Source organism: Marinactinospora rubrisoli, from assembly GCF_042664915.1.
GTDB classification, from domain to species: Bacteria; Actinomycetota; Actinomycetes; order Streptosporangiales; family Streptosporangiaceae; genus Marinitenerispora; species Marinitenerispora rubrisoli.
This window is the reverse complement of sequence record NZ_JBHTBH010000007.1, coordinates 331,592-354,284: the sequence shown is the minus strand read 5'-3', so window position 1 is coordinate 354,284 and position 22,693 is coordinate 331,592. Positions and strand designations below refer to the sequence as shown.

Annotated in this window: 20 protein-coding genes and 1 pseudogene; 6 read left to right on the top strand and 15 right to left on the bottom strand. The window is 73.8% G+C overall.

Annotated elements, in window-relative coordinates; genetic code table 11:
• Positions 1 to 55: 55 nt before the first annotated feature.
• From ACFQRF_RS16915 to ACFQRF_RS16905, 3 genes are all read right to left on the bottom strand, one after another.
• Positions 56 to 505: a DNA-binding protein gene (locus ACFQRF_RS16915; RefSeq protein ID WP_379872053.1), complete on the bottom strand. Its 450-nt coding sequence runs from the start codon at positions 503 to 505 to the stop codon at positions 56 to 58.
• Positions 506 to 581: 76 nt separating this feature from the next.
• Entirely contained in the window at positions 582 to 1,409 is an 828-nt protein-coding gene (locus tag ACFQRF_RS16910; RefSeq protein WP_379872052.1) for an SDR family NAD(P)-dependent oxidoreductase, read from the bottom strand.
• Positions 1,410 to 1,543: 134 nt separating this feature from the next.
• A complete protein-coding gene (locus ACFQRF_RS16905) occupies positions 1,544 to 2,380 on the bottom strand; it encodes an AraC family transcriptional regulator (protein ID WP_379872051.1) in 837 nt (278 codons plus the stop codon).
• A 64-nt stretch (positions 2,381 to 2,444) separates the two neighbouring features.
• On the opposite strand from ACFQRF_RS16905, the gene ACFQRF_RS16900 reads away from it, so the two are divergent.
• Positions 2,445 to 2,855 (top strand): DUF2000 family protein, encoded by a 411-nt coding sequence (locus ACFQRF_RS16900; protein ID WP_379872050.1) that lies wholly within the window; start codon positions 2,445 to 2,447, stop codon positions 2,853 to 2,855.
• A gap of 212 nt (positions 2,856 to 3,067) precedes the next feature.
• Here ACFQRF_RS16900 and tsaD read toward each other — a convergent pair whose 3' ends face one another.
• The 7 genes and pseudogenes from tsaD to ACFQRF_RS16865 form a co-directional block, all read right to left on the bottom strand.
• Positions 3,068 to 4,108, bottom strand: coding sequence for a tRNA (adenosine(37)-N6)-threonylcarbamoyltransferase complex transferase subunit TsaD (gene tsaD, locus ACFQRF_RS16895; protein WP_379872049.1), 1,041 nt, complete (start codon positions 4,106 to 4,108; stop codon positions 3,068 to 3,070).
• 113 nt (positions 4,109 to 4,221) lie between these two features.
• Positions 4,222 to 4,701 (bottom strand): annotated as a pseudogene (gene rimI / locus ACFQRF_RS16890) (ribosomal protein S18-alanine N-acetyltransferase); the annotation flags it as partial.
• A gap of 10 nt (positions 4,702 to 4,711) precedes the next feature.
• Positions 4,712 to 5,401 carry a tRNA (adenosine(37)-N6)-threonylcarbamoyltransferase complex dimerization subunit type 1 TsaB gene (tsaB, locus tag ACFQRF_RS16885; protein ID WP_379872098.1) on the bottom strand — a complete coding sequence of 230 codons (690 nt, stop codon included), beginning with the start codon at positions 5,399 to 5,401 and terminating at the stop codon, positions 4,712 to 4,714.
• Between the two features lie 11 nt (positions 5,402 to 5,412).
• Entirely contained in the window at positions 5,413 to 5,904 is a 492-nt protein-coding gene (tsaE, locus tag ACFQRF_RS16880) for a tRNA (adenosine(37)-N6)-threonylcarbamoyltransferase complex ATPase subunit type 1 TsaE (RefSeq protein WP_379872048.1), read from the bottom strand.
• A complete protein-coding gene (locus ACFQRF_RS16875) occupies positions 5,901 to 7,040 on the bottom strand; it encodes an alpha/beta fold hydrolase (RefSeq protein WP_379872047.1) in 1,140 nt (379 codons plus the stop codon). Before ACFQRF_RS16875 ends, tsaE begins: the two co-directional genes overlap by 4 nt.
• Positions 7,013 to 8,173 (bottom strand): alanine racemase, encoded by a 1,161-nt coding sequence (gene alr / locus ACFQRF_RS16870; protein ID WP_379872046.1) that lies wholly within the window; start codon positions 8,171 to 8,173, stop codon positions 7,013 to 7,015. Before alr ends, ACFQRF_RS16875 begins: the two co-directional genes overlap by 28 nt.
• 71 nt (positions 8,174 to 8,244) lie before the next feature.
• Complete coding sequence (locus ACFQRF_RS16865) at positions 8,245 to 10,440, bottom strand: PrsW family intramembrane metalloprotease (RefSeq protein ID WP_379872045.1); 2,196 nt, start codon at positions 10,438 to 10,440, stop codon at positions 8,245 to 8,247.
• Between the two features lie 259 nt (positions 10,441 to 10,699).
• On the opposite strand from ACFQRF_RS16865, the gene ACFQRF_RS16860 reads away from it, so the two are divergent.
• Both ACFQRF_RS16860 and ACFQRF_RS16855 read left to right on the top strand, forming a co-directional pair.
• Complete coding sequence (locus tag ACFQRF_RS16860) at positions 10,700 to 11,194, top strand: NUDIX domain-containing protein (RefSeq protein WP_379872044.1); 495 nt, start codon at positions 10,700 to 10,702, stop codon at positions 11,192 to 11,194.
• A 503-nt stretch (positions 11,195 to 11,697) separates the two neighbouring features.
• A complete protein-coding gene (locus tag ACFQRF_RS16855; RefSeq protein WP_379872043.1) occupies positions 11,698 to 12,042 on the top strand; it encodes a hypothetical protein in 345 nt (114 codons plus the stop codon).
• Between the two features lie 170 nt (positions 12,043 to 12,212).
• Here ACFQRF_RS16855 and ACFQRF_RS16850 read toward each other — a convergent pair whose 3' ends face one another.
• Positions 12,213 to 13,700 (bottom strand): NAD(P)H-hydrate dehydratase, encoded by a 1,488-nt coding sequence (locus tag ACFQRF_RS16850; RefSeq protein WP_379872042.1) that lies wholly within the window; start codon positions 13,698 to 13,700, stop codon positions 12,213 to 12,215.
• A gap of 413 nt (positions 13,701 to 14,113) precedes the next feature.
• Here ACFQRF_RS16850 and ACFQRF_RS16845 point away from each other — a divergent pair, with 413 nt between their 5' ends.
• Positions 14,114 to 14,626 (top strand): DUF4913 domain-containing protein, encoded by a 513-nt coding sequence (locus tag ACFQRF_RS16845; protein ID WP_379872041.1) that lies wholly within the window; start codon positions 14,114 to 14,116, stop codon positions 14,624 to 14,626.
• A gap of 26 nt (positions 14,627 to 14,652) precedes the next feature.
• Here the strand turns inward: ACFQRF_RS16845 and ACFQRF_RS16840 are convergent, their stop codons facing one another.
• The 3 genes from ACFQRF_RS16840 to coaA form a co-directional block, all read right to left on the bottom strand.
• The gene (locus ACFQRF_RS16840; RefSeq protein WP_379872040.1) at positions 14,653 to 15,822 is read right to left on the bottom strand and encodes a glutathionylspermidine synthase family protein; all 1,170 of its coding nucleotides are present in this window, start codon (positions 15,820 to 15,822) and stop codon (positions 14,653 to 14,655) included.
• Between the two features lie 4 nt (positions 15,823 to 15,826).
• Entirely contained in the window at positions 15,827 to 16,219 is a 393-nt protein-coding gene (locus tag ACFQRF_RS16835; RefSeq protein WP_379872039.1) for a hypothetical protein, read from the bottom strand.
• 197 nt (positions 16,220 to 16,416) lie between these two features.
• A complete protein-coding gene (gene coaA / locus ACFQRF_RS16830) occupies positions 16,417 to 17,361 on the bottom strand; it encodes a type I pantothenate kinase (protein ID WP_379872038.1) in 945 nt (314 codons plus the stop codon).
• Between the two features lie 272 nt (positions 17,362 to 17,633).
• On the opposite strand from coaA, the gene glmS reads away from it, so the two are divergent.
• Entirely contained in the window at positions 17,634 to 19,487 is a 1,854-nt protein-coding gene (gene glmS, locus ACFQRF_RS16825) for a glutamine--fructose-6-phosphate transaminase (isomerizing) (RefSeq protein ID WP_379872037.1), read from the top strand.
• A gap of 166 nt (positions 19,488 to 19,653) precedes the next feature.
• Positions 19,654 to 21,147 carry a M1 family metallopeptidase gene (locus ACFQRF_RS16820; RefSeq protein WP_379872036.1) on the top strand — a complete coding sequence of 498 codons (1,494 nt, stop codon included), beginning with the start codon at positions 19,654 to 19,656 and terminating at the stop codon, positions 21,145 to 21,147.
• 109 nt (positions 21,148 to 21,256) lie between these two features.
• Here ACFQRF_RS16820 and glmM read toward each other — a convergent pair whose 3' ends face one another.
• On the bottom strand, positions 21,257 to 22,597 hold the full coding sequence (glmM, locus tag ACFQRF_RS16815) for a phosphoglucosamine mutase (protein WP_379872035.1): 1,341 nt from the start codon (positions 22,595 to 22,597) through the stop codon (positions 21,257 to 21,259).
• Between the last annotated feature and the right edge of the window lie 96 nt (positions 22,598 to 22,693).

The following is a 22,693-nucleotide window of genomic DNA, read 5'->3' as shown; positions in this document are numbered from 1 at the left end:
GTCCCGGCCGACGGGGTCTCCGGCCGCTCCGCCACCGAGTGGCGACCGCGGCCCGCTACGCGGCGCCGCCTTCGGCGGCGCCGTCGGCCGGCACGGTCCGCTCGGCACGGCCGGTGAGCCTCTCGTACCGCTGCCGCGCCGCCTGCGGGCTGCCCAGGCCCAGTCCGAACGCGATCTCCTGCCACGTCATGCCGCGGCCGCGCGCCATCTGCAGCAGGCCGCTCTCCAGGGCGTCGACGTCGGCCCGGACCCGAGGCAGCAGGCTGAGCGCCGCGGTGAGGTCGGCGGTGTCCACCGCGGGCTCGGCCGCTCCGGAGCGCCGCGACCCGGCCGCGAGGTCGGCCACCCGGCGGACCGCGTCCAGCGGCTCCAGGGGGATCCGGCGGTCCTCGCCGCCGTGGCGTTCGGTGATGCGGAACAGTGCCGCGTACTCGCGACGACGGCGGGCGTCGTCGGGGTCGGGCGGGGCGAAAGCGGAGTCAGGGGTGTCCGGGGAACCGTTCATGTCTCCACTCTCCTCCTTCAACGATCAATTTTCAACCTAATATTTTGAACGAAACGTTCACATTGGTTCGTCGCCGTCAGCCCACCCGGGACGCCAGCAGGTCCTCCGTCGCCGCCGCGAGCCGCGCCGCCGCCGCGGAGGAGAAGAGTTCGTTCCGCACGTCGATGCGGCCGTCCATGCCGAAAGCGCTGAGCGGTTCGGCGGGCGGGTGGTCCAGGAGCCGGAGGATCGGCGGGGCCACCACCGCGGCGGGTTTCGCCTGGGCCCGCTGCCGTTCGACGAACCGCCGGGTCGGCGGGTCGTAGTCGCCCGCGAAACCGGTGGCCGTCGTTCCGGGCTGGAACAGCACGTACCGCACCGGCCCCGCGCCGTGGCGCTCGGCGAAGGTGACGCCGAGCAGGTCGTTGAACCGTCCCGTGACGAACATCGCGCGGACGCCGTCGTACTCGCGCGCGCTCTGCAGGTCGTCCCAGTCGATCGGGGTGTCGCCGCCGGGCCCGGCGACGTTGACGATCACCGGACCGTCCGCCCGCTCCAGCGAGCCGAGCAGCCCGTAGCCGAGGACGAGCCGGCTCAGGTAGAAGAGCGCGAAGTTGTGCTCGAACCCTTCCGAGGTCACCCGGCGGCGCGTCTGGAAGAACCGGGCGCACAGGAGGAGTCCGTCGACCGCCGCGTGCGCCCCGGCGACCTCGCGCGCCACCCGCCGGGTCTCCGACACCAGGCTGAGATCCGCCGACAGGAAGGACGCGCTCCCCCTGGCATCGCCCGCCTCGCGGACCAGCCGGTCCCCCTTCACCGGATCGGTCCCGACCAGCACCACGTGGTCGCCCCGCCGGAACAGCGCGCGGGCCACCGCCGCCCCGATGCCGTCGGTCCCGCCGGTGATCACGTATGTCTTCGGCATGTTCGTCTCCCGCGGGCTCCGGAACGCCGGTCGGCACACCATGTCAACTCGGTCATTCTTATTGAACGCGTCGGTTCAACATAGTCGTCCGGAAGGTATAGCCGCAACGCCACGTATTCTCCCGCGCGGTGACGCTACCGGCGGGTCCCGGCCGCGTCGCGGTACGTGCCTGGCGTGATGCCGTAGTACCGGGTGAACCACCGGGTCAGGTGGCTCTGGTCGGCGAATCCCGCCCGTGCCGCGGCGTCGGTGATGCCGGTCCCGGAGCCGATCATCCGGCGCGCCGCGCGGAGGCGCAGCAGCCGCTGGTAGTCGCTGGGCGCCATACCGTGCACCGCGCGGAACGCCCGGTAGACGGTGAACCTGCTGCACCCGGCACCGGCGGCGAGGTCCGCGGCTGCGACGTCCTCACTACCGGCCTCGGCGAGCAGCTCGCGGACCCGGCGCGCGACGCGCTCGTTCTCCCGGCCACGGGCCGGTGGCGGGGCGCCCGGCGCACGGGTGGCGCCTCGGCGGACCATCGCGAGCACCGCGGCGGCCAGTGACTCGTCCCGGCGCAGTGTTCCGGCCCCGCCGAGCAGGTCCGCGTGCAGCCAGCGCAAGGCCCGGGCCAGCACGGGGTCGTGCACCACCGGCTCGGCGAACAGCGGCGGGGACTCCCGCCCGCCCCTGAGGTCGGCGAGCACATCGGCGACCACCTCGGGGCCGATGTGCACGATCCGGTAGGTGAATCCGATCACGTCGGCGGCGTGCCCGTCGTGCGGGTCGTCCGGGTTGAAGGCCATCACCATGCCGGCGGTACTGGTGCGCAGGGCGCCACGGCAGCGGAACGCCTGGGCACCGCGCTCGGTGACGCCGAACGAGTAGCCGTCGTGGCTGTGCCGGTGGTACACGTGCCGCTCGAAGTGCGCGTGCATGGCCTCCAGTGGCCGGTCCGGCGACCGCCAGTAGCGGGCCCAGTCCTCCGTCATGTTCCCCATTGTCACAGCACCAGCGTTCAAGACCGTGTGGGCGCCCCTCGGCCACGATGCCGGCATGCGTTTCGACACCAAGATGGCGATCGCCGTCCGGGAGGACCTGGCGATGTGGCAGAAGCTCAACGTGACCGCGTTCTTGGCGGGCGGGGCCGGTTTCGGCGTCGACTCCCTCGTCGGCAAGCCGTACGAGGACGGTTCCGGGAACCGCTACCTGCCCATGATCGGCCAGCCGGTGGTGGTGCACTCCGCCGATGCCGAGGGGCTGGCCCGGGCCCGGGACCGCGCCGTGGCGCGCGGACTGCAGGTGGGCGTCTACACCGAGGAGTTGTTCGCCACCGACAACGACGAGGACAACCGCGCGGCCGTCCGCGCGGTGCCCGCCGAGGAGCTGCACCTGGTGGGCGTCGCGGTGTACGGTCCACGGAACGCGGTCGCGGCGGCGCTGAAGCGGCTGCCGCTGCACGGGTGAGCGCGGGCGGCAGGGTTCGTCCCCGTGGCGCTGGTGCTCCGGGAACGGGGCGTCGGCCGCACGGCGGTGGGGAGCGGGGCGGTCGCGGCGTGGGCCGAGCGGGTCCGCGCGGCCGCGCGGTCGATGCCGCACGGCTGACGGCGTCGCGCCTCCCGGCACGGCCGCGCTTCCGGCGGATCCGGCCGGCGTGCCGCCGCCGGCCGGCCCGGGGGTCAGCCCGCCAGCACCTGGCCGACCGGCAGCGCCGTGTCGGTGGCGAGGTCCAGCGTCGAGGGGGGCAGTCCGGCGGCGACGACCTCGGCGCCCAGGGCGGCGATCATCGCGCCGTTGTCCGTGCACAGCCGCGGCCGGGGGACCCGCAGCTTGATCCCGGCCGCGGCGCAGCGCTCCTCTGCGAGAGCGCGCAGCCGGGAGTTCGCGGCGACGCCGCCGCTGATGACGAGGTGCTCGACCCCGTGCGCCCGGCAGGCGTCCACCGCCTTCCGGGTGAGCACGTCCACCACGGCCTCCTGGAAAGCCGCCGCGATGTTCGGAACCGGCAGCTCCGCGCCGGTGCGCTCGCGTTCCTCGACCCACCGCGCCACCGCGGTCTTCAGGCCCGAGAAGGAGAAGTCGAAGGTACCGTCCCCCCACTTGCCGCGCGGGAACCAGATCCCGGACGGGTCGCCTTCGCGTGCCGCGCGGTCGATGGGCGGGCCGCCGGGATAGGGCAGGTCGAGCAGCCGGGCCACCTTGTCGTACGCCTCGCCGGCCGCATCGTCGACGGTGTCGCCGAGCAGTTCGACGTCGGTGGCGAGGTCGCGGACCAGCAGCAGCGACGTGTGCCCGCCCGACACCAGCAGCGCCACGGCGGGCTTGGGCAGCGGACCGTGTTCGAGCTGGTCCACGGCGACGTGCCCCACCAGGTGGTTGACGCCGTACAGCGGCTTGTCCAGTGCCAACGCGTACGCCTTGGCCGCCGACACTCCCACCAGCAGCGCGCCGGCGAGGCCCGGTCCGGCCGTCACCGCGATGGCGTCGACGTCGGCCAGTGCGACTCCGGCGCCGTCCAGCGCCCGGTGCAGGGTGGGCGTCATGGCCTCAAGGTGGGCGCGGCTGGCGACCTCCGGCACCACGCCGCCGTACCGCGCGTGCTCCTCGACGCTGGAGGCGACCTGGTCGGACAGCAGCTCGCAGCCCCGGACCAGGCCGACGCCGGTCTCGTCGCAGGACGACTCGATGCCCAGGATCAGCGGCAGATCGGTGGTGCTCATGATGTTCTCTCCTCGTCGGCCGGGGGAGCGGGCGCAGCCTCCGTGGCGGTGAACGGAGATTCGGCCTCCGTGGCGGTGAACGGAGATTCGGCCTCCGTGGCGGTGAACGGAGAACCCTCCTCCGTGGCGGGGGCCGTACGGCGCATGACGATGGCGTCGGCTCCCGCGTAGTAGCCGCGGCGGACGCCCAGCTCCACGAAGCCGAACCGTTTGTACAGGTCCTGGGCGCGCGGGTTGTCCGAGCGCACTTCCAGGAAGACGTCGCGCACGCCGCGGCGTGCGGCCTCCGCGAGCAGGTGGGTCAGTAGCGCGGTGCCGATGCCGCGCCCCCACGACGCCCGGGCCACCGCGATGGTCTGCACGTCCCCCTCGGGTGGCACGGCCCGCAGTCCGGCGTACCCGGCGATCCGGGGGCCGGGTCCGCCGTCCTCCTCGGCGACCAGGTAGTGCCGGTCGGGCGAGGTCAGTTCCTCCTGGAACATCTTCCGGCTCCACGCGTCACCGGGGAACAGCGCGAGTTCGAGTTCGATGACGGCGTCGAGGTCGGCGGCCGTCATGGGCCGCAGCCGGAATCGGGGTGTCACGGGTGTCACGCCGGCTCCCTCACGCTCGTGCGACGGGACCGCGCGCGGGCGAGACGCGTTTGGGCGCGCCCGGGACCTGGGCGTCGGGGCGGCGCAGGTAGAGCGGCCGGGGCTCGGGCAGCTCGGCACCGGCGAGCAGCCGCCGGACGGCGAACTCCCCGAGGGCCGCCGCTGAGGGGTACAGCGGCTCGGCGGCCTCCGGAGACCGGCCGAACACGTCGGCGTACAGCCGGGCGCCGTGGCCGATCACCGGAAGGCCGCCGGTGGGCACGTCGGCGGGCCGGTCCACGGCGATCTCGCCGATGCGGGTCGCGGAGTCGGCGTAGCGCGCCCAGAACACCTCCTTGCGCCGCGCGTCGGTGGCGGCGATGAAGGGGGTGTCGCGTCCAGAGGCGTGCGCGATGGCGTCGAGGGTGGCGACCCCGTGACAGGCGATGCCGAGCGCCTCGGCGAGCGCGTGCGCGGTGGCCAGGCCGACGCGCAGGCCGGTGTAGGGCCCGGGGCCGATGCCGACCGCGATGTGGGTGAGGTCGGCCGGGGTCGCGTCGGCGCGGGCGAGGACGTCGCGGATGCCGGGGGTGAGCAGTTCACCGTGCCGGCGGGCGTCCACCGTGGAGGTGCGGGCGCGGACCCGGACGGCGGCACCGTCGGGCTCGCAGACGGCGGCGGTGACCGCCGGGGTCGCGGTGTCGAAAGCCAGGAGAAGCACGGTCAACCAGCCTATTCCTCGACGGGGAGTCGGTCGGCCCACCGGCGGCCGACTCCGGTCACGCGCACGGTGCGGGTGTCGTCCGGACGCCGGTCGATGGCGATCTCCAGGCGGTCCTCGGAGAGGCCCTCGACCACGCCCTCGCCCCACTCCACGGCGGTGACGGAGTCTTCGAGCGCCGCCTCAAGGTCGAGGTCCTCGATCTCCTCCGGGCCGCCGAGCCGGTAGGCGTCGGCGTGCACGAGCGCGGGGCCGCCCACGAGCGAAGGGTGCACACGGGCGATGATGAAGGTGGGCGAGGTGATGGGGCCGCGCACTCCCAGGCCCTCGCCGAGGCCCTGGGCGAACGTGGTCTTGCCCGCGCCGAGCGGTCCGGACAGGATCAGCAGGTCACCGGCGCGCAGACCGGCGGCGATCCGGCGGGCGAGCGCGCGCATGTCGGCGTCGGTCGCGGCCGTGACGGCGACGGTGTTCGCGACGGTGGTCTCGGTGGAATCGGTCATGGGCTCGCAGCGTCGATGGTCGGCGGGGTGCCGCCTCCGGCCGACGGGGCCGGCGGCGTCTCCCGGACGCCCGCACGGGCGAGCAGGGTCCGCAGCGCCTCGTTGACGACTGCCGGCCGCTCCATCATCACCATGTGTCCGGCGTCCGGGACGCGGACGAAGTCGGCGTCGGGGAGCGCCGCGGCGATGTGCTCGCTGTGCTCGATGGGCGTCATGCGGTCTCGGTCACCGCACACCACCAGGGTAGGCACATCCCGGAGCACCGCGTACGCCTCCTGCTTGTCGTGGTCGCTGAGCGCGGGCCAGAACTCGGTGAGCACGTCGGTGGGGGTGCGCCGGATCATCTCGTCCAGGTGGTCCACGAGCGCCGGGGAGACCTCTCCGGCGCCGAAGCCGAGCATGCGGGAGGTCAGGAAGGAGAGCTCGGCGCCGACCCGCCGTCCCTGGTCGACGATGGCGGGCTGCCAGGCGAGCGTGCGCATCACCGGCTCGGCCGCGGCGTCGACCGCGCGGCCGAGGAAGGCCGGCAGCCCCAGCGTCACCTGATTCAGCCGTCCGGATGTGGCGATGAGGGCCACGGCGCGCACCCGGCCACGGAAAAGTTCGGGGTGCTGCTGGGCCAGGGCCAGGATCGACATGCCGCCCATGGAGTGGCCGAACAGCACGATCGGGCCGCCGGGCGGCACGGTCGCCTCGATGATCCGGTGGAGGTCGGCACCGAGCTGGTCGATGGTGCTGTCAGCGGGCCGGCCGCGCCGGGAGCGGCCGTGCGACCGCTGGTCGTAGAAGACCCGGCGGCCGATCCCGGTGAGGTCGCGCCGCTGGTAGTGCCAGCAGTCCTGGTCGAGGGCGTAACCGTGGCAGAACACGATGGTCACCGGCGCGTCCTCGGGGCCGTCCACCTCGACGTGCAGCGGGACGCCGTCGTCGGTCACGACGGTGCACGGCGTGCCGCGCAGGGTGCCGAACCCCTCGCCGATTTCGGGGTCCTGCCGACCGCGCATGCGCGCGACGAGCAGCTTCTCGGCGGCGACCACCGCCGCGGCGCCGCCCGCGACGAGTCCGGCACCGCCGAGCACCACGCCCGCGACCGTGCGGCCGAAGCGTCTCACCCGCTTCGCCGCGGAGCGGGCCACTCCCCGTCTCCTTCCGGACGTCCCACGTAGTGGCGCGGGACGCGCTGTCCCACGCGGCAGACGATCTCGTAGGCGATGGTGTCCAGCACATCGGCCCAGTCCTGCGCGGTCGGCTCGCCGCCGTCGCCGGCGCCGAACAGCACGGCGGGCTCGCCGGCGCGCGCCTCGTCGTCGCCGATGTCGACGACGAACTGGTCCATGCAGACCGTCCCGGCGATGCGCCGTCGCCGGCCGGCGACGAGCACCGGGCCGATGTTGGTGGCGGCCCGTGGCACGCCGTCGGCGTAGCCGAGCGGCACCAGAGCCAGCGTGGTGGGGCGGTCGGTGACGTAGCGGTGGCCGTAGGAGACGCCGGTGCCGCGCGGCACCCGTTTGACGGCGACGAGCGGCGCGCTGAGGGTCATGGCCGGCCGCAGCCCGGTCCCGGCGAGGTCGGGGATGGGGCTCAGTCCGTAACCGGCGATGCCGGGGCGGACGAGGTCGAAGTGCGTCTCGGGGAGGGTGAGCGTGGCCGCCGAGTTCGCCATGTGCCGCACCTCGGGCCGCAGCCCGGCCTTCTCCGCGAGCGCGAGCGCGTCGTGGAAGGCGGTCAGCTGGGCGGCGATCGACGGATGGCCCGGCTCGTCGGCACGGGCGAAGTGGGAGAACACCCCGGTGACCCGGAGCAGTCCGGCGGCCTCGGCGCGGGCGGCGCCCTCGACCACCTCCGGCCAGTCCTCCGGGGTGACCCCGCCCCTGGCGAGGCCGGTGTCGGCCTTGAGGTGCACGCGCGCGGGGCGGCCGGCCGCCCGGGCGGCCTCGGCGATCTCGTCGAGCCCCCACCGGGTGCTGACTCCGAGGTCGATGTCGGCGGTGATCGCCTCGCGGATCGGGGCGCCCGGCGGGAGGATCCAGGCGAGGGTGCGGGTCCGGATGCCGGCGCGGCGGAGCTGCAGCGCCTCCTCGACGAGCGCCGTGCCGAGCCAGGCGGCGCCGGCCGCCACCATGGCGCGGGCGACCGGCACCATTCCGTGCCCGTATGCGTCGGCCTTGACAACGCCCATGACGTCGGCATTGCGGGCGCGGTCCCGGAGCACCTCGATGTTGGTGCGGATCGCGTCCAGATCGACCCGGGCTTCTGCGAATGGCGGCATGATCTCCAGTTTGACATGCGCCGGGCGAGGTTCGCTTGGGTGCGGCCGCGCCGCGGGCCGTCGGCCGGGGCTCACCGGCCGTTGCGGAGCAGCCGGTCGGCGCTCCGGGGCACCGCCAGTCCGACGAGGGCGGCCACGGCGTAGGGGAGCTGGCCGGGCGCCAGCGCGCCGAGGAGCCCGCTGACGTTGCCGCCGGGGTCGCGCAGGAAGTTCTGCGCGCTGGGGTGCGACCGCGGGACGCCCCACCCGGTGAGCAGCAGTCCGAGCAGCGACGCCAGCGCGGCCCAGACCCACGGCCGGACGTCGGCGGGAAGGTCGGCCAGCCACGCGGCGGCGGCGCGCAGCGACATCAGCGCGTAGCCGGCCACCGGCTCGGCTCCGGCGGCGAGCCCCGGCGGGGCGGCGGCCAGGGCGGTGGTGACGGCCACGGCGAGTCCGGCGGCCGTCGCCGCGGCCTTGGGCCCGACCCCCAGGTCGGTGGCGATGCGGACCTCCGCGGCGCTCAGGTCCTCCCGGGAGCCGCCGCGGCGCCACGGCCGGCCGGCGGCGCGGACGGCGCCCATCGCGTACTCACGCCGTCGGCGCAGGAACCGCCAGGTGCGGCAGAGCGCCGCCGGTCCGCGGCTCGCGGCGACCACCATGATCGCGAACTCGTGCGCGGCGGCGGACAGCGCCTCGGCGAGAGTGACCGGGAAACGCGCCCACGCGAGCCCGAGCTTGCGGAAGACCGGGGCGATGTCGCCGGGGATCCGCACCCGGATGCGCACCGCACGGCCGCGGGCCCGGCGCTGCAGGTCGGCCAGTGGGGCGAGGCCGGGCAGCCGCGGCGTGACATCGGCGGCGAGCCGGGCGAGCCGGTAGTCCATGATCACGGCGCAGAGCAGCAGGAGCAGCAGCAGCCACCGGGTCGCGTGGCCCTGACCGTAGAGCCGGAACATCAGCGAGGTGACCGTGGTGGGTTCCAGCCCGGCCAGCAGCGCGTTGAAGCTGAGGTGCTCCAGCGCCGCGGCGCCCAGGGCGAGCGGCGGCAGGAGCCACAGCCAGGCGCCGTAGCGCCGCCGGCCGACGGCCGCCAGGCCCAGTGCCGCGCCGACCAGGCCGGTCGTCACCCCGTGCCCGGAGAAGCGCACCCCGGTCTCCGGCAGGACGGTCCCGCCGGGCAGGAGCTGGAACAGCGCGAAGCCGGTCCCCGCCAGGTCTCCCGGCCAGGCGAGCGCGGTGGCGCGTACGGCCGTCTCGGCGAGGTGGAAGCCCGCACCGGCCGCGGCGGCCAGCAGCAGGTAGTCCACGGCGGCCATACGGGCGAACCTGCGGCGCGCCACGAGCCAGAAGAGCGCCACCGGCGCCAGCTTGCCGGCCTCCTCCACCGGAACGGCGACGTAGGCGTAGGCGTACGGGTCCTCGGGGGGCAGGCCGAGTACCCCGGCGACCGCCCGTTCGGCCAGCGCGATCGGCCAGACGAACAGCGCGCCCAGGGCGAGCATGCGCACCAGCGCCGCGAAGCCGACCGTGCGCGACCGGGCGAGCCAGGCGAGCTGGGCGAGCAGCCAGAGCATGCCCAGCACGGCGGCGGTCACGGCGGACAGGGCGGGCACGAACACGGTCGCGACGAGCAGGACGCCGACCATGGCCCAGCCGAGCACGGCGCGCAGCGAGCGGAGCACGTTCACCAGCCGGGGCGCGTCGGCGCGGATGGTGTCGATCTGGGTGGCGACGCGCTCGGCGAGGTCCGGGCCGGGACCACGGGAGCCCCGGGCGTGCCGGGCGCCCTGTTCGAGGCAGCCGTAACGGTGCGCGGCGCGCAGCAGGTCGCCGTCGCGCTCGCTGCGCGCCTCCTCGGCGAAGGCGGCCCGGGCCGCCGCGATGTCCGGGCCGGCGAGGGCGCGCACGAAGTCGTCGGGGCCGGCCGCGACCGTCAGTGTGCTCGCGGTGACCAGGACGGCGGCCGAGGTGTCCTCGACCACGACGAGGAAGTCGGTGGGGTCGTTCCCCCAGCCGCGGATCAGGTCGACGAGCGCGGCGCGGTCCGCGGGGACGAGGGTCACCGGTTCGTAGGCGTACTCGGCGCGGGTCCGGCAGACCAGCAGCCGGTCGACGCCCACCGCGTGCCCGGCGCGGATGATCGCGTCGATGAGCGCCTTGTCCCGGGACGCGGTGAACGGTGCGGTGATCTTGCCGTCCGCCCGGATCCATCCCTCGTCGAACTCGGTCGCGTTGGCGCAGACCCGCAAGACGAGGTCGCGGGTGAGCATGGCCTGTTCGTCCATAGCCCTCGGCTTCCCGTGGCAGGTTCCGGCAGAGCTGTGGCGCTCCGGTGTGGGCGGTCGAGGCGGGTCGCCCCGGGAAGCGCCTACGCTATCGGCGATCCCCCGCCGGAGCACCCGTTCCCGGCATCCCGGGCGGAGCCGGGGACGCCCCGGATTACCGTAACGGGTCGCCCGATCCACCGGGAGGTGTTCCCCCGGTCGCCGTGGGCGAGGCGGCGGTAGGGTCGGTCGGGGCCGATGCCGGAAGGTGAGGTGGCGGATGTACCCGGACGTGCGCGTGGCGGCGGGAGTCGACGTTCCCCGGATCGACACCGCCACCCGGTGGGTCGTCGGCGCGGTCATCCTGGACGAGCGCGGCCGTGCCTTCGCGCAGCGCCGGTCGCCCTCGCGCCGGCTGTTCCCGGGGTGCTGGGACATCGTCGGCGGCCATGTGGAGCCGGGCGAGACCGTTCTCGGCGCGCTCGCCCGTGAGATCCGTGAGGAGACCGGGTGGCGGCTCGCCGAGGTCCTCGCCGATCTGGGCCGGCTGGTCTGGACGCCGGACGACGGGATCGAGCGGCATGAGGTCGACTATCTGGTGCGGGTGTCCGGGGATCTCGCCTCCCCTGCTCTGGAACCGGAAAAGCACACCGAGTTCGCGTGGGTGACCGAGGCCGACCTCGCCATGCTGACCGTGCCGGACGATCCGGGCGCGTCCTTCGTGGCCGACACTGTGGGGCGCGGCCTGCGCCGCGCGCGGAGGCTCGCCGGCTGAACCGGCGCCGCGGGCCGTCGCCCGCCGCCGGGCGGCCCGGGTGCCGGGCGGCGCCCGAGCCGGATCGGAAGATCAGCAGGGAGATCATCCACGGTTTTGCGGCGCCGTAGGCGGGGGGTTGCGCGCGTTCCGCCCTCGGTACCTCCAGACATTCCTTTACCCGGCCGCCGAGTGCGCGTCTAGGGTCCCCGTCGGCCGTCCGGCGGCGGTGCGCACATCGGGATGCCGCACGCCGTCGGGGAAACCGAGTGCGGTGTCCCAAACCTCCGACTACCAAACAGGGCATTTCGTGTCGTTCTACCTGGTCAACGGTCGTTTAAGGACGAACCCTCATCTTTAGCGATCGAACGACTGCGCACTGTTTCTATTTGAGGTGCCCGGAGCGAGCATGGGTGTGGCTCAAGGGAAGCGCACCGACCAGCGGAAACGGCGGGACGCGGCCCGGCGAACGAGCCGGATCTGGCAGAGCGCCAGGTCTCTTTTCCGGAGGGGAAACACGTCACATGTACCAGACTCTGCGCCGTCTCGCTGTCGCCGGTGTCATCGCTCCGGCCCTGATCCTGGGGGCCCCGGCCATGGCCATGGCCGACGAGTCCCGCTTCGACGCCGCCAAGACGTTCGCCGGCCCGCGGGGCGCCGGTACCTGCCACGTCAAGTCGAAGGCCAAGACCGGGCACGAGCGCGAGCACGGCAAGCACGGCCACCACGGGCACCACGGCGACCGCCACGGCCACGACGGTGACAGCTCCACGTTCGACGAGCGCTTCACCTTCACCGGCTTCAAGGGCGCCAAGTCCGGCCACATCCACAGCCACGCCGACACCCACAACCGGCACCACAAGAAGTGATGCCGGGGCTGTGACCCCGGCGACTGGGAGCAGTACGCGAGGCCGTGCAGGTCTCGGGCCGGGGAAGGGGCTCCGAGACCGGCCGGCTCAGCCGGCCGGACCGTCGCCGACCACCACCCAGTCGCCACCCGTCAGGTGCCGCCACCGGACCCCGTCCGGTGGCGGCACCGTCATGTCCGGCGGCCGGCCCCACGTTCGCGCACCGAGCGCACCGCGGCCGGCAGGGCGCCCGGAAGGTCCGACGCCGAGATCGGCGCGCCCCGCCCGGCGAGACGGGCGGCGCGGCCGTGCAGGTAGGCGCCGCACGCCGCGGCCGAACGCGGAGCCAGCCCGCCGGCCAGAAGCGCGCCGATGAGACCCGAGAGCACGTCCCCCGTCCCCGCCGTCGCCAGCAGCGGCGTCCCCGTCGGGTTGACGACGGCCGGCCCGTCGGGGTCGGCGACCACCGTGGTCGACCCCTTGAGCAGGACGGTGCAGCCGTACTCGCCGGCCGCCCGGCGGGCGTACTCCAGGCGGCGGGCCGCGATGTCGGCGGGCTCGCTGCCCGGGAGCAGCCGGGACAGTTCGGCCGCGTGCGGGGTGAGGACGGTGGGCCCCTTCCGGTTCCGCACCAGGTCCGGCCGACGGGAGACCAGGGTGAGCGCGTCGGCGTCGACCAGCACCGGCCGTTCGCTCTCCAGCACCGCCGCCAGCTCCGCCTCGGCCGGCGCGTCCAGCCCGCGCCCGGGACCGATCACCCACGCCGCCACCCGGCCGGGCAGCCCCGCGACCGGGTCGGCAGGGTCCTGCACGGCGGTGACGACCTCCGGCCAGCGGCGGACCACGTCGGCGGCGACGCCCTCCTGGCCCACGTAGCGGACCATGCCCGCCCCGCCGCGCACGGCGCCGCCGACCGCCAGAACCGCGGCCCCGCGGTAGCGGTCGCTGCCCGCCGCCACCGCCAGCAGCCCGCGCCGGTACTTGTCCGACTCGGCGCCCGGGCGCGGCAGCAGCGCGGCGATGTCGGCGTCCTGCGGCGCCTCGGCCAGGGGGCCGGGCAGCCACGGTGCCAGCCCGATGTCGACGAACTCCACCACCCCGGCGTGCTCGGCCCCGGGGTCGACGAGCAGGCCGGGCTTGTGGGTGCCGAAGGTCACCGTGACGTCGGCGCGCACCGCCGGTCCGGTCACCGCACCGGTGTCGGCGTCGATGCCGCTCGGCAGGTCCACCGCGACCACCGGAGCCGCGATCCGGGCGGCCTGGCGGGCGAGCGTGGCGTGCGGTTCGCGCAGCCCGCCGCGACCGCCGATGCCCACGAGCCCGTCCACCACCACGTCGGCGGCGGCCAGCTCCTCCTCGGCTCCGCCGGGGTCCACCGCCCGGCCACCGGCCGCGCGCAGCGCCGCGAGCCCGGCGGCGTGCACCCGCGAGCCGGCGAGGACCGCGCGCACGCCGGCGCCCCGTCGAGCGAGCCGGGCCCCGGCGTACAGGGCGTCGCCGCCGTTGTCTCCGCTGCCGACGAGCAGCACCACGCGGGAGCCGGACACCCGGGGAAGCACGCGGGCGACCACCGACGCCAGCCCGGCAGCGGCCCGCGCCATGAGGGCCCCTTCCGGGAGCCGCGCCATGAGCGTTCCCTCGGCCCTGCGTACCGTCTCCACGTCGTGTGCCTGGCGCACGGCGGCTCCCCTCGCAGCTCGTTCCCGGGCGGCGGCCCGTCCCGGTTCCCTCGGCCACCGGGACATCCCGGCCCGCGCGGTGCGGGCGCGGTCCGCCGCCTCTCGCAGCATGCCGCACCTCCCGCCGTGCGGCCACCGGGCCGCGCCCGGGACGGCCACGAGGTCCCGGAAAACCGCGCGAACGGCGCGGCTCGGTGGGCGCGCGGGGTCGCGCCGTCCGCACGGACCGGGGTCCGGCCTGTTCAGCGGCATGCCGCACCGCCGTCCGCGGACCCGGGCGGCGGTCGCGTACGGTCGGAGACGGAGTATCGCCCCGCGTCCGCGCTCGGGGCACGCGTTCGATCCTGATTTACTTTCTCCAGCCCAAAAAGTCAGGTTTTTCAGGCACCGAAGAGCAGCACGGGACTCGCCCCATGACCTATACCGACGACCGCATCGCGGCCGAGGCCGGACTCACCGACCGGGTAGCCCTCCTGCAGAACGCCATGCACAAGCTCGGCGCGGACGTCATCCGGCTGCAGACACAACTCACCGACCTCGCCTCGGCGCCCGCGCAGCGGGCCGAGGAGGAGCCCCCGGCCGCGGCGCCGTTCATCTTCAACCTGTCCCGTGACGCCTACCGGGGCGAGCTCGCCGCCCTGGTCGCCTGGGTGGACGATTTCCTGGTGCCCGTCTACGCCGGCCCGGAGGGCTGGTGCCCGGTGTGGTGGGAGCACCACGAGGCGGTCGGCCGCCTGCACGCGCTGCGCCTGGCCTATGAGGAGCTCACCGACACCTCCGTCTCCGGCGGCTCCGGACCGGGCCGGTGGCACCGCGACCACCTCGACCCCACTCTGGACCGGCTGCGCGGCGCGGGCGGCCCGTTCGCGGCCTGCCTGTCCCCGGCCGGGCACCGGCCGGAGCGCCCCCGGTCCAGGTTCGCCTAGCGGCGGCCTCCCGCACCGCCCGGCGCTCAGGGCCGGATCAGGTGCGGGACGAAGGAGGAGGTGTCGTCGGTGATCAGCCCGGACGTCTCGCGAATGCCCAGCCCGGCGGCCTCGTCCCCCACGACCCAGGTGCCGAGGGTCGGATGCTGCCCGTCGAAGTCCGGCAGCGGGTGGAACTCCTGGAAGACGTACCCCTCGGCGCCATAGCCGCCCGGTGTCCGGGCGAGTTCCCCGTCGGGCGTCACGATCCGCATGCTCGCCCCTTCACGGCCGAGCAGCGGCTTGGCGACGTAGGAGGTGAGCGAGCCGGGATCGCCGAGCCGGGCCGGCAGCAGGTTGGGGTGGTTCGGGTACAGCTCCCACAGGACCGCCAGGAGCGCCTTGTTCGACAGCACCATCTTCCAGACCGGCTCGATCCACGGAAGCGTCTGGAGGTGCTGCAGGATGAGCGGCCCGAACCGGTCGTGCACCAGCCACTCCCACGGGTACAGCTTGAAGACGGCGCTGATGGCGTACTCGCGCAGGTCCACGAACTCCCGGGCGACGTGGTCCCAGCCGACGTCCTCCAGCGCGATGCCCACCACGGGCAGCCCGGCCTGCTCCGCCGTCTCCTGCAGGTAGGCGGTGGTCAGCGCCTCCTCTCCGGTCACGTCCTCGTTGGTCCAGGCGAAGTGCACCGTGCCGTCGCCGGGCAGCCGCGAGCGCAGCTCGGCCCAGCGGTCCACCAGCCGCTCGTGCAGCGAGTTCCACTGGTCGCCGCCGGGGAACCGGTCCTGCAGCCAGTGCCACTGGACGATGGCGGACTCGACGAGGCAGGTGGGGGTGTCGGCGTTGTACTCCAGGAGTTTCGGCGGGCCGGCGCCGTCGTAGCAGAGATCGAACCGGCCGTAGACGTGGGGGTCGCGGCGCCGCCAGGACGCCCGGATCCACGGAGCCACCCACTCCGGGATGCCGAAGTCGGCGAACCGGTCCTCCGCGACGACGTGCTCCACCGCCGCCAGGCACATCTCGTGCAGTTCCTCGACCACCTGCTCCAGCCGCAGCACCTCGGCGAGCTCGAACTCGTAGTGCACCGACTCGTCCCAGTACGGGCGGTCAAGGTGCTCCGGATGCACGGTCCGGTGGAAACCGAGGCCCTGCGCCTCGACGATCTCCGCCCAGCCGGGGCGGACCGGGTTGCCACTGCGGCGGATCACGCGGTCAGCCCCCGATTCCGCCGCTGCCGTCGCGGCCGCCCGCGCCGCCGCGCTGGATGGTGACGCCCCGCTGGGTCTGGATGGTGACGTCGCGCGGGCGGGTCAGGCTACCGCCGCTGACGTAGCCGCTGCGCGGGGTGCCGCCGTAGTAATAGTGGTAGCCACCGTAGTACCCACCGCCGGAGCCACCGGAGTCCGAGTCGCGGTGGTCGCAGCGGTCCTCGTCCACGACCTGGTAGGCCCCGCTGGAGTTCCGTTCGTCCCGGTCCACGCAGTAGGCGGTGACGGACCGGTCGTCCTGGCCGCTGCACCCGGCCACCGCCAGGGAGAGCGCGCCCACCGCTCCGATCACCACCACCGAGGAACTCCGCCGTCGCGATGCGTCGGCTGCTGCCATCCCGGCCTCCCCCCGCTTCGTCCGCTCCCGCGACCGGCGGGCCGGGCGGTTCGAAAGACGCCCGTCCGGACGGCCGGCCGACGGTGTTGTGCGCCGTTGGACGCACCCCGGAACCGCCGCGTTCCCGACATGACGCCATGAAGTGCCGGACGGCCGGAGGCTGCCGCGGCGGGCCGCCCGGCGCGCGGGGTCCGGGGTCAGGTCTTGCGCAGCCGTACGCGCTGCACGCGGTGGTCGGCCCCCTTGTACAGCACCAGGGTGGCCCGGCCCCGGGTCGGGGCGATGTTCTCCACCAGGTTGACCTCGTTGATGGTCCGCCAGGTGTTCAGCGCGAACTCACGGGCCTCGGCGTCCTCGACCGTGGTGGCGATGGCGTGGAAGTAGGACCGCGGGTCCTCGAAGCGGGTCCGGCGCAACTCCAGGAACCGGTCCAGGTACCAGGAGCGGATGTGCTCGACCTTGGCGTCCACGTAGATGGAGAAGTCGAAGAAGTCCGCGACCGCGAGGTGCCCGGGTGAAGGCGGCTGGAGCACGTTGATGCCCTCGACGATGAGGATGTCCGGCCGGTGGACGGTCTGCACCGCGCCCGGCACGATGTCGTAGGCGAGGTGGGAGTAGACCGGCAGCTCGGACTGCGGGGCGCCGGCCTTCATGTCCGAGACGAAGCGCACCAGCGCCCGCCGGTTGTAGCTCTCGGGGAAGCCCTTGCGGTTCATGATGCCGCGCTCCTGCAGCACCGCGTTGGGGTACAGGAAGTTGTCGGTGCTCACCAGTTCCACGTTCGGGTGGTCCGGCCACTGGGCGAGCAGCGCCCGCAGCAGGCGGGCGGCCGTGGACTTTCCGACGGCGACGCTGCCGGCCACGCCTATGAGGAACGGCATGGGACGGTCGTCCTCACCGAGGAAACTGCGCACCGCGGCGTGCCGCTGCCGGGTGGCCTCGACGTAGAGGTTGAGCAGCCGGGAGAGCGGCAGGTAGATGTCGCGCACCTCATCCAGCGACGTGGGGTCGGCCGTCCCGCGGAGCGCGTCCAGCTCCGGCTCGGTCAGGGACAGCGGGGTCGCCGCGCGCAACGCCGCCCAGGCCGGACGGTCCAGTTCGACGTACGGCGTCGAGAATCCGTTCTTCGTCGCATGAGACACGGTTGCCCACCCTAGACGGTGCGCACCGGCGGTCCCCCCACCGGCCTGCGCGATCCGGCGGCCGAGACCTCCGCGCCGGATGTGACCAGAACTTTTTTCGGTCCCCGCTCGGCCGCCGCGCGACCGGGGCAGCGGCGACCCGAGGCCGGGCGTGACGTGCGGGAGCAGGCCGCACCTTCCCCTGTGGTCTATACCGCCACCTGCGAAAATCCCGAATGGACTAGTCCCGGAGAGGGCCGGAGGACCCCTCGTGATTGGTTACTCTGGCGCTCATGTGCGGAATCGTTGGCTACGTCGGGCCAAAACCGGCGCTTGAGGTCGTCGTGGACGGTCTCGCCAGGCTGGAGTACCGGGGGTACGACTCCGCGGGGGTCGCCGTCCTCGCCGACGGCAGGCTGGAGACCGAGAAGCGGGCCGGCAAGCTCGCCAACCTGCGGGCGGCGCTGGAGCGGACTCCGCGCTCGGCCGACGGGATCGGGATCGGGCACACCCGCTGGGCCACGCACGGTGGACCCACCGACGTCAACGCCCACCCCCACGTCGACAACGACGCGCGGGTGGCCGTGATCCACAACGGCATCATCGAGAACTTCGCCTCGCTGCGCCTCGAACTGGAGGAGAGCGGCTGCAAGTTCAGCTCCGAGACCGACACCGAGGTGGCCGCGCACCTGCTCAGCCAGGAACTCAAGGCCCGCGGCGACAACGACCTCGCCGCCGCCATGCGCGCGGTCTGCCGGCGGCTTGAGGGCGCGTTCACGCTGGTCGCGCTGAGCGTGGACGACCCCGACCTGGTGGTCGCGGCACGCCGCAACTCCCCGCTGGTGGTCGGCCGGGGCGAGGGCGAGAACTTCCTGGCCAGCGACGTGGCCGCCTTCATCGCGCACACCCGCGACGCCGTCGAGCTCGGGCAGGACCAGGTGGTCGAGCTGCGCCGCGACTCGGTGACCGTCACCGACTACGACGGCAACCCGGCGCCGGTGCGCGAGTACCACGTCGACTGGGACGCCTCCGCCGCGGAGAAGGGCGGCTACGACTACTTCATGCTCAAGGAGATCGTCGAGCAGCCGCGCGCGCTGGCCGACACCCTCCTGGGCCGGGTGGGCGTGGACGGGACCCTCACGCTGGACGAGATGCGGCTCACCCCCGCCGACCTGCGGGACATCGAGAAGATCGTCATCATCGCGTGCGGCACCTCCTACCACGCGGGCCTGATCGCCAAGTACGCGATCGAGCACTGGTGCCGGATCCCGTGCGAGGTCGAAGTGGCCAGCGAGTTCCGCTACCGCGACCCGATCCTGGACCGGCAGACCCTGGTCATCGCCATCTCGCAGTCCGGCGAGAGCATGGACACCCTGATGGCCGTGCGCTACGCGCGTGAGCAGCGCGCCCGGGTGCTGGCCATCTGCAACGTGAACGGCTCCACGATCCCGCGCGAGTCGGACGGGGTGCTGTACACGCACGCCGGGCCCGAGGTCGGCGTCGCCGCGACCAAGACCTTCCTCACCCAGCTGGTGGCCTGCTACCTGATCGGCCTCTACCTGGCGCAGGTGCGCAACCTGAAGTTCGGCGACGAGATCAACGCCATCATCGAGCAGCTGGCCAACATGCCGGACCAGGTGGAACGCGTGCTCGCCACCGTTGAGCCGGTCCGCGCGCTGGCCCGCTCGCTGGCCGACTGCGACACCGTGCTCTTCCTCGGGCGGCACGTCGGCTACCCCGTGGCCATGGAGGGCGCGCTCAAGCTCAAGGAGCTGGCCTACATGCACGCCGAGGCGTTCGCCGCCGGCGAGCTCAAGCACGGCCCGATCGCGCTCATCGAGAAGGGCCTGCCCGTGGTCGTCGTGGTGCCGTCCCGCGAGGGGCGCGGGGTGCTGCACGACAAGATCGTGTCCAACATCCAGGAGATCCGCGCCCGTGGCGCCCGCACCATCGTGATCGCCGAGGAGGGCGATGAGGCGGTGCGGCCGTTCGCCGACCAGCTCATCGAGATTCCGGCGGTGCCCACCCTGCTGCAGCCGGTCGTAGCCACGGTGCCGCTGCAGGTGTTCGCCTGCGAGCTGGCCCTCGCGAAGGGCAATGACGTGGACCAGCCGCGCAACCTGGCCAAGAGCGTCACCGTGGAGTGACGGCGACGGGCGGTCCCGGCCGGGCCGCGCGATGGGGGCGGTTCCGCGAGGGGCCGCCCCCATCGTCGTTGCCGGGCCACGCGGCCGGCGGTGTACCCGTAGCCGGCAGTCCGACCACGTATCGTGTCCATATCGCTACTCATCGCACCCGGCGAGGGGGCAGGTCATGGACCGGACGCGGCTCCGGCGCGGCGGCGGGATCGCCGCCGGTGCGCTGCTGCTCAGCACCACGCTCGCCGCCTCCACGGCGGCGACGCCCGCGGCCGGGATCGGCGACCGCTACTTTCCCGACTACGGGAATCCGGGCTACGACGTCGCGCACTACGACCTGCGGCTGGACTACGAACCCGCGACCGACCTGCTGGCCGGTACCGCCACCATCGACGCCACCGCGACGCAGGACCTCCCCCACTTCTCGCTGGACTTCCTGCTCGACGTGGAGTCGGTGCGGGTCAACGGCGAACCGGCCACCCACCGCTCGAACGACCACAAGCTCACCGTCGTCCCGGCGCGCCCGGTGGCCGCGGGCCGGCGGCTCACCGCCGTGGTGCGGTACGCCGACACCCCATCGCAGATCACCCGGCACGGCACCACGGCCTGGTGGCGCACCCGCGAGGGCGCGGTCGTCGTGGGCGAGCCCGAGTCCGCGTGGTGGTGGTTCCCCAGCAACGATCACCCGCGCGACAAGGCCACCTTCGACGTACGCGTGACCGTCCCCGAAGGTCTCCAGGTGGTGAGCAACGGCGTTCTCACCGACACCACGGTCCACAACGGCCGGGTCCGCTACACCTGGCGGGAAACCGCCCCGCAGGCCACCTACCTCGCCACGATGGCCATCGGCCGGTACCAGGTGCGGACCGCCCGCATGTCGGACGGCCTGCCGGTCGTCACCGCCTACGACACGGACCTCGGCGACGACCTCGCCGCGGCCCGGGCCAGCCTGGAGCGCACCGGCGAGATCGTGGAGTGGGAGAGCGAGCTCTTCGGCCGCTACCCGTTCACCTCCACCGGCGGCATCGCCACGGCCGCCGGCATTCGCTTCGCCCTGGAGACCCAGACCCGGCCGGTCTACTCGCCCCGGTTCTTCCGCCGCGGCCCCAACACCTACATCGTGGCGCACGAGATCGCCCACCAGTGGTTCGGTAACAGCGTCTCGGTCGCCGACTGGTCCGACATCTGGCTGAACGAGGGCTTCGCCACCTACACCGAGTGGATGTGGTCCGAGGACGAGGGCGAAGGCACCGTCCGGGAGCTGGCCGACTGGGTCTACCACCTGCATCCCGCCGACGACGAGTTCTGGCAGGTCCCCCCGGGCGACCTGGGCGCCGGCCGCCTGTTCGCACCGGCGGTCTACCAGCGCGGCGCGCTCGCCGTGCACGCGCTGCGGGCCGAGGTCGGCGACGCCGCGTTCTTCGAGATCCTGCGCACCTGGCTGGCCGAACACCGGTACGGCAACGCGAGCATCGCCGAGTTCATCGCGCACGCCGAGGCCGTCTCCGGGGCCGAGCTCAAGCCGCTCTTCGATGCCTGGCTGTTCACGAAGGGCCGCCCGGAGGCGGCCGTCGCCGAGGAGGCGGGCATCAACCCCCGTACCGTGCCGGAGGAACCCGCCTCCTGGCGAAAGATCCAGCCGCGCCGCCACTCCACCGGCGGACCTTGAGGGCGGCGCGACCGGCGCGGCCACCTCGGGCCGCCGGTGCGGCCCGGCGGCCGGACACCGCTGTGGCGCGGCCACCGGCCGCCCACGGACGATCACCTTCCGCCGCGGGTCACCCCAGCGCCGAGCGGACCACCCCGGCCAGCCGGTCCGCCACCTCCTGCGCGTGCGGTTGCGCCGCCGCCTCCACCATCACACGGATCATGGGTTCGGTCCCGCTCGGGCGGATGAGCACCCGCCCCTGGTCGCCCAGTTCCGTCTCCGCCTCGGCCACGGCCGCGGCGATCTCCGGGGACGTCGCGGCGCGGCTCTTGTCGACCCCACGGACGTTGACCAGGACCTGGGGGAGGCGGGTCATCACCTTGGCGAGTTCGGCCAGCGACAATCCCCGGCGGCTCATCGCGCCCAGCAGGTGCAGGCCGGTCAGCAGGCCGTCGCCGGTGCTCGCGTGGTCGAGCAGCACCACGTGGCCGGACTGCTCGCCGCCGAGGGAGTGCCCACCGGCGCGCATCGCCTCCAGGACGTAGCGGTCGCCCACCGGGGTCTCCACCACGTTGACGCCGGCCGTGCGCATCGCCAGCTTCAGGCCCAGGTTCGACATCACCGTGACGACGAGGGTGTCCCCGGCCAGCCGCCCGGCCTCCTGGAGCTCCAGGGCGAGGATGGCGAGGATCTGGTCGCCGTCCACCACGCTGCCGTCCGCGGCGACCGCCAGGCAGCGGTCGGCGTCCCCGTCATGGGCTATGCCGGCGTCGGCGCCGTGCTCCAGCACGGCGGCGCGCAGCGTGTCGAGGTGGGTCGAGCCGCAGCCCTCGTTGATGTTGAGGCCGTTGGGCTGGTCGCCGATGGTGATCACCTCGGCCCCGGCGCGCCGCAGCGCCTCGGGGCCCACCTGGTGGGAGGCTCCGTTGGCGCAGTCGAGCACGACCTTCAGGCCCTCCAGGCCGTGCGGCAGGCTCGCCACGACGTGCCGGATGTAGCGCTCCGCGCCGTCGGCGGCGTCGGTGACCCGGCCGACGTCGGCGCCGACCGCGGAGGTCACCGGCTGGCCGAGCCGCGCCTCGATCGCGTCCTCGACCGCGTCCGGGAGCTTGTGGCCACCGCGGGCGAAGAACTTGATGCCGTTGTCCGGGGCCGGGTTGTGGCTCGCGGAGAGCATGACCCCGAAGTCGGCTCCCAGCTCGTCGGTGAGGTGGGCCACGGCCGGGGTGGGCAGTACCCCGAGCCGGACGACGTCCACGCCCGCACTCGCCAGCCCGGCGACGACGGCCGCCTCCAGGAACTCCCCGGACGCCCGGGGATCACGGCCGACGACGGCGAGCGGCCGCGGCCCCTCCCGTTCCCCGTCGGTCAGCACCTGCGCGGCGGCGGTGGCCAGATCCAGCGCCAGCGACGCTGTCAGGTCGCGCCCGGCGACCCCCCGGACTCCGTCAGTACCAAACAGCCGAGCCACCAACGAATCGCCCCTTAACTCAACGAACCGGACTGTCAACCGGCATGTAATGGAGAACGACGAACACCGGCGGGCGGACGTCGGCCGCGCCCACCG

What these genes read in the sequence shown, in the direction of transcription:
- alr (WP_379872046.1), bottom strand. Translation starts at nt 8,173, where the DNA reads ATGCCGCCATTCGCAGAAGCCCGGGTCGATCTGGACGCGATCCGCACC.
- ACFQRF_RS16865 (WP_379872045.1), bottom strand. Translation starts at nt 10,440, where the DNA reads ATGGACGAACAGGCCATGCTCACCCGCGACCTCGTCTTGCGGGTCTGC.
- ACFQRF_RS16905 (WP_379872051.1), bottom strand. Translation starts at nt 2,380, where the DNA reads ATGACGGAGGACTGGGCCCGCTACTGGCGGTCGCCGGACCGGCCACTG.
- ACFQRF_RS16910 (WP_379872052.1), bottom strand. Translation starts at nt 1,409, where the DNA reads ATGCCGAAGACATACGTGATCACCGGCGGGACCGACGGCATCGGGGCG.
- ACFQRF_RS16915 (WP_379872053.1), bottom strand. Translation starts at nt 505, where the DNA reads ATGAACGGTTCCCCGGACACCCCTGACTCCGCTTTCGCCCCGCCCGAC.
- ACFQRF_RS16900 (WP_379872050.1), top strand. Translation starts at nt 2,445, where the DNA reads ATGCGTTTCGACACCAAGATGGCGATCGCCGTCCGGGAGGACCTGGCG.
- ACFQRF_RS16860 (WP_379872044.1), top strand. Translation starts at nt 10,700, where the DNA reads ATGTACCCGGACGTGCGCGTGGCGGCGGGAGTCGACGTTCCCCGGATC.
- ACFQRF_RS16845 (WP_379872041.1), top strand. Translation starts at nt 14,114, where the DNA reads ATGACCTATACCGACGACCGCATCGCGGCCGAGGCCGGACTCACCGAC.
- ACFQRF_RS16835 (WP_379872039.1), bottom strand. Translation starts at nt 16,219, where the DNA reads ATGGCAGCAGCCGACGCATCGCGACGGCGGAGTTCCTCGGTGGTGGTG.
- ACFQRF_RS16855 (WP_379872043.1), top strand. Translation starts at nt 11,698, where the DNA reads ATGTACCAGACTCTGCGCCGTCTCGCTGTCGCCGGTGTCATCGCTCCG.
- tsaE (WP_379872048.1), bottom strand. Translation starts at nt 5,904, where the DNA reads ATGACCGATTCCACCGAGACCACCGTCGCGAACACCGTCGCCGTCACG.
- glmS (WP_379872037.1), top strand. Translation starts at nt 17,634, where the DNA reads ATGTGCGGAATCGTTGGCTACGTCGGGCCAAAACCGGCGCTTGAGGTC.
- tsaD (WP_379872049.1), bottom strand. Translation starts at nt 4,108, where the DNA reads ATGAGCACCACCGATCTGCCGCTGATCCTGGGCATCGAGTCGTCCTGC.
- ACFQRF_RS16820 (WP_379872036.1), top strand. Translation starts at nt 19,654, where the DNA reads ATGGACCGGACGCGGCTCCGGCGCGGCGGCGGGATCGCCGCCGGTGCG.